General features: G+C 45.8%; 4 protein-coding genes. All 4 read right to left on the bottom strand.

Features of this window, described 5'->3' with window-relative positions; translation table 11 throughout:
* Positions 1-31 precede the first annotated feature (31 nt).
* Positions 32-1,207: an endo-1,4-beta-xylanase gene (locus tag ACFQ2O_RS19420; protein ID WP_377531917.1), complete on the bottom strand. Its 1,176-nt coding sequence runs from the start codon at positions 1,205-1,207 to the stop codon at positions 32-34.
* 99 nt (positions 1,208-1,306) lie between these two features.
* Positions 1,307-2,065 carry an SDR family NAD(P)-dependent oxidoreductase gene (locus ACFQ2O_RS19415; RefSeq protein WP_377531914.1) on the bottom strand — a complete coding sequence of 253 codons (759 nt, stop codon included), beginning with the start codon at positions 2,063-2,065 and terminating at the stop codon, positions 1,307-1,309.
* A 19-nt stretch (positions 2,066-2,084) separates the two neighbouring features.
* On the bottom strand, positions 2,085-4,250 hold the full coding sequence (locus ACFQ2O_RS19410) for an alpha-glucuronidase family glycosyl hydrolase (protein WP_377531911.1): 2,166 nt from the start codon (positions 4,248-4,250) through the stop codon (positions 2,085-2,087).
* Between the two features lie 43 nt (positions 4,251-4,293).
* Positions 4,294-5,337 carry a LacI family DNA-binding transcriptional regulator gene (locus ACFQ2O_RS19405; RefSeq protein ID WP_377531909.1) on the bottom strand — a complete coding sequence of 348 codons (1,044 nt, stop codon included), beginning with the start codon at positions 5,335-5,337 and terminating at the stop codon, positions 4,294-4,296.
* Positions 5,338-5,552: the final 215 nt, after the last annotated feature.

The raw sequence follows: 5,552 nt of genomic DNA, 5'->3' as shown, positions 1-5,552 counted from the left end.
CTAAAAGCTGTCTATTATTTTATCCTAATTGTTATTTCGCTTTGGCAGCAGCTTCCAACACGGCATTATAAGCTGGTTTGGGCTGGTACTGCCGGTCGAACAGCATAGGGTAGCTGGTGCGGCCCTGTATCGGCCAGTTGTTTAACCAGGAATCGTTGTCTGTAACTCCCCAGAAGGTAACGCGGTCAATCTTGTCACTGTGCTTCTGGAAAAGGTTGAAAAGGTCGGTATAGCGCTGCGTAAGCTGTTGCTGCACGGAATCTGGCAAGCCGTCTGTGTATAAGTTATACTTCTCGTCAAACTCAAAGGTAGCATCAATATCTGCGCCCTGGCGGTTGCTTGGGTTTGGCAGCACATCAATATCTACTTCCGTAAAAGCCACCTTCACGCCTAAATCAGAAAAAGCTTTTATACTTGCTTCAATGTCTTCCAGGGAAGGAGCATGTAGGCCATAGTGGCCTTGCATACCAATTCCGGCTACTTTGATTCCCTTTTCCTGCAGGTTACGCACTAAACGCACGGCACCATCACGCTTCGCTGGCTTCCAGAGGTTATAGTCATTATAGTATAACTCCATTTCCGGGTCTGCCTGGTGGGCATATTCAAAGGCTTTTACCAGGAATTCTTCCCCGATTATTTTCAACCAGGGAGACTGGCGTAAGGTGCCGTCATCATTCAGAGCCTCATTTACTACATCCCAGCTATCTATTCTGCCTTTGTAGCGCCCGGCCACTGTTTTGATGTGGTCTTCCATGCGCTTCAGCAGTTCTTCTTTGCTCACAGGCTTGCCCTGCGCATCTTCGAACACCCATTTCGGCGTTTGGTTATGCCACACTAACGTATGGCCCACTATAAACATGTCGTTCTGTTCGCCTAACGCCACGTACTTATCAGCTGCCTCAAAATTATATACCCCTTGCTTTGGGTGCACCGCTTCCCACTTCAGCAGGTTCTCCGGGCTGATGGTGTTGAACTGCTCTTGTAAAAGCTTAATTGCCTTTGCATCATTACCGCTTGCCTGTCTTCCGTTTAAAGCTGCTCCTACATAAAAAGCATCTTTATAAGCCGCTTTTATACTTGGTGACGCATCTGTAGCTGCTTGTGCAGTAGGTACCTCGTTGGTTGAATTCTGGTTAGGATCAGCGCAAGAGGTTGCCAGGCAAGCAGCCAGCAGCGTAGGGGCGAAGAGGGTTCTGTACAGTCTCATTTATCAGGTTTAGGTTAGGTTAAAGGGGCACCTTTGGTGGCAGTATATTCTGGAAATAGGTTTGGTAGCTGGAATTTAAAACAGCAAGTATAAAGTATTTTAAAAACCAATCGAGTTGCCGCCATCAACTGGCAGTACGGTACCGGTTACATACTTGGCACCCTCTGTGGCATAATAGTATACTGCTTCTGCTACATCAGCAGGCTCTCCTAAGTGGCCCATAGGTGTGCGCGAAAGCACTTTGTTTTTTCTTTCCGGATCATTGTTAAGCGCTTTCGCTGACATATCGGTAGCGATAAAGCCAGGAGCTACGCAGTTTACGCGGATGCCTTCCGGAGAAAGGTCTACCGCCATTGCTCTGGTCATACCTTCGATAGCAGATTTAGAGGCTGTATATGCAATTACTTTCGGAATGCCATACTGGGACGCCATAGAGCTGATGTTGATGATGCTTCCTTTTTTATTAGGCTGCATCACTTTCACCACCTCACGGCTAAGCGCAAACACAGCGGTAACATTGGTCAATATAATTCTCTGGAACTCTTCGTCGGTTACTTCAACAAAAGGCTTTTTCATGTTGATGCCCGCGTTGTTCACCAGCACGTCAATCGTACCGAACTCAGCTGCGATGTTGCTCACCAGGCCTGGTATCTGCTGTAGGTCAGACAGGTCGCACACCATATAGGTGCAAAGTTCTCCGAAATTAGCTTTTGCTTCTTTAAGCTTGTCTTCATTTCTCCCGACAATGATAGTGCGGAAGTTGTTGTTTACAAATTTCTCAGCGATGGCGTAACCTAAGCCTGATGCTCCTCCGGTTACAATAGCTACTTTAGTCGCTGCGTTAGAATCTGGGGTCATATGGATGTGTTGATAAAAGTTAAATACCCGGAACAAATTTGGGGTCCAGGCTCATGTAATACTCCAGCGTGTGGGCTGGCTTTTCTAAATCTTGAGGAATAGGTCTTTTTGAGAAAGTCTGGAAGTACAGCAGGCAGGCATCTCTCCACCACTTAGCTTCCTGCTCCTGTACAGTTAAAAGCTGCTTTACGTGCTGGAAACGCTCTTGGTCTATCATGCCTTCCTGGTTATCCCAGGTTTTTTGCATCTGGCGCACATCATCTACGCCACCGCTGTACCTGTAAGCTAGTTCGTTCCAAAGCGTTCTGCCAGAGTTAACTTTATGATCCCATGGCACATGGTGGAACCACAACAGGTACTTTTCAGGTACTTTCTTTACATTTCCGAATTGCTTGGCAACCGGAGGGAAGTATTGTGCAACGGCATTGCTGCCAGACTTTGTGCGGTCGAAGCCAATGCCTTTTTCGTCGGCTTTGTGGTAGTATACAGATGTCCAGTCAGCGCGGTGCTTGTCTTTAATCCAAGGGCCCGGGCCGTAGTGGTGAGACCAGCCCATGATGTGGTGCAGGCCAAGCGGCGTCATGTAGTTAACGATGGCCTCATGAGAGTTCATCATCATGTCCTTTACCGGAGCCACAAACTTGTTATCATTGGTGAAGGTCATCTTGATCCACTCATCCGCAACCTGCTCGGACGATAGTGCATGATCCCAGGCAAGGCGGCCAAAGGTATACCAGTTTGATTGAGCAAATTGATGCCCTGTCCAGTTGCGGTCGTTTCCGATGTTAGCTACGCCGGCTATACCGGTCAGTTTGTGATTGTCTAAAGAACCATCAACTACTTTGGCAACTGTAGAGCCTTTGCCTTTGGCGTAAGTATCTGCCTCTAAAGTTTCTTTATACATAGGAGAGAGGTAAGCCAGCGTAGTGCCCTGGCCTAAATACTCCTGCGTTAGCTGAAACTCCATCATCAGCGGCGTTTTAGGCATGGCACCAAAAAGCGGGTGGAATGGCTCGCGTGGCTGAAAATCAATCGCGCCGTTCTTCACCTGTACCAGCACATTGTCTCTAAACGTGCCATCTAGTGGCTTAAACTCATTATAAGCTTGCTTGGCACGATCATCAGGCTCATCTTCGCTGTACACAAAAGCGCGCCACATCACAATACCACCTTTGTCAGCTACCGCGTCAGCCAACATGTTAGCGCCATCCGCATGGTTTCTGCCATAGTTCTGCGGGCCAGGTTGTCCCTCAGAGTTTGCCTTTACCAGAAAGCCACCGAAATCAGGAACAAAAGAGTAAATTTCGTCTGACTTCTTTTTCCACCATGCCTGTACCTGCGGGTCCAGGGGGTCGGCAGTTTTCAAGCCTCCGATTTCTATAGGAGCGCTGAAGCGGGCTGTTAGGTATACTTTTATACCATAAGGGCGGAACGCATCTGCCAGCGCCGCTACTTTTTTCAGGTAATCTTCTGTAAGCACTAACGCATTGGCATTCACATTGGTCAATACTGTTCCGTTAATGCCAACAGAAGCATTCGCGCGAGCATAGTCAATATAACGCTGATCTATGTAACCAGGCAGGCGGTGCCAGTCCCAAAGCGAGAAGCCTGAATAGCCACGTTCCACGGTCCTGTCCAGGTTGTCCCAGTGGTTGAGCACACGGTGCTTGATTTTAGGAGCGCTGGCTATACTTAGATTGCTGATATCCTGCTGTGTCTGTAATAATCTTAAGAAGTGGTAGCTGCCGTACAGTACGCCAATGTCAGTGTTGGCAGCTATAACTGTATAATTCTTGCCGTTTTTGGTTGAGGTTTGCAGTAAATAGCCTTCGTTACCAACAGCTTTAAGCCTGTCTGTTAACCCCAAGTTTTTTACTAAAGCTGAGCTTGCTGGTGTGCCCGCAACCAATACATTTTGCTTCGTTACCTGCTGCGAACTGGGAACTGTTTGACCAAGCAGGCCGCTCAGGGCAGTCTGTAATTCCTGGTGTGCCACGGTGAGGGTGGGTGAGTTTCCCTGCACGATCAGTTCATTTATTGCCTGGCGGTATACCTGCAGTTTTGCCTGATCCTGTACTTGCTCGTATCGTTGCCACAGTTTATAGCCGTCGTCAGCTTTGGTGCCTTCGCTATGGTAGGCTAAGCAAACTAAAAGGAGTAAAAGACAAAAAAGCTTACGCTGCATATGATGTATACTTAAAAGTGTGTAATAAAAATAGCTGGAAGTATTAATGTATGGCCAGGCTTGTATGCTTCAGTTTTCCTGTTGACTCTCTAACTACTAGTTCTGACCTTAGCGTGATGGTGTTGGTGATACTGACATCAGAGGCACCATCTAAATAGTTGATTAACGTCCTGACAGCCATTTCGCCCATTTCATATCCGGGGTAGTTGACAGAGCTAAGATTAGGTTCTATTATTCTGGTGATAGGATCGTTGTTAAACCCTACTACAGCAATATCTTTAGGTATTGAAATACCTGCCTGTTTTAAAGTTTTAATACAGCTTACAGCGCAATAATCATTAGATACAAAAACGCCGTCAGGCATTGGGTCCATCTGAATGATTTGCTTAGCTGCCTTAATGCCTGCTTCCTCACTAAGGTCTGTTACAATCACAGAGGAATCTACAATAGGAATATCATTATCCATTAAGGCATACTTAAATCCTTTCAGTCTTTCTTTGTACACATTTACTTTTAAATTTCCACTGATGTGCACGATGTTCTTACAACCCTGCTCGATCAAGTGTGATGTAGCTGTATAGGCAGCCTGGGTATTGTCTATGACGATGCTGGTGCACTTTTTATGTTCGGGTACTCTGTCGTAGAAAAGCAGCGGAATTCCTTTGCTGAAGAAAGGTTCGAAATGATCGATGTTTTCAGTGTCATAGGCGATAGATACCAGTAAACCATCCACTCTGTTGTCAAACATCGTCTTGGCATTAGTAATTTCCTTCTGCACTGTCTCCAGCGACTGGCTGATAATAAGGTTATAACCGGCTTCGTTTGCTATTTTTTCCATTCCTGCCATCACAGAAGACTGAAAGTTGCTGTTTAGCAGTGGCACAATTACCCCAATGGTATTGGTGCGTTGTTTTCTTAAACTGCTGGCAAACGTGTTGGAACGGTAGCCCATCTGGGTAGCAACTTCAAAAATCTTCTGTTTGGTGTCCTTGTTTACAGCAGGATGGTTATTCAGGCCTCTGCTAACTGTGGTAGGAGAGATAGATAATTCTTTTGCTATATCGTAGATGGTTGTTTCCTTTTCCATAACATTTCATGTAACTGTACCAGGCAAAATCGAGTAATGAAACCGATTGCAATAGCTTTTGCTAATATAGCACCACTTTTACGGTTTAAAATTACTGGAGTGAGCGCTTAGTCACTACAATTTAGTGTAATTTTTTTGTAAAAAATCATTTTGTGTTGAAAAAAGTGAATTAATGTACTCTCAACCGTTATTTTGTCAACACATTTTAGTACTAC

Source organism: Pontibacter rugosus (genome assembly GCF_042678745.1).
In the GTDB taxonomy this organism is placed as follows: Bacteria; Bacteroidota; Bacteroidia; order Cytophagales; family Hymenobacteraceae; genus Pontibacter; species Pontibacter rugosus.
This window is presented reverse-complemented; position numbering and strand designations above follow the sequence as displayed.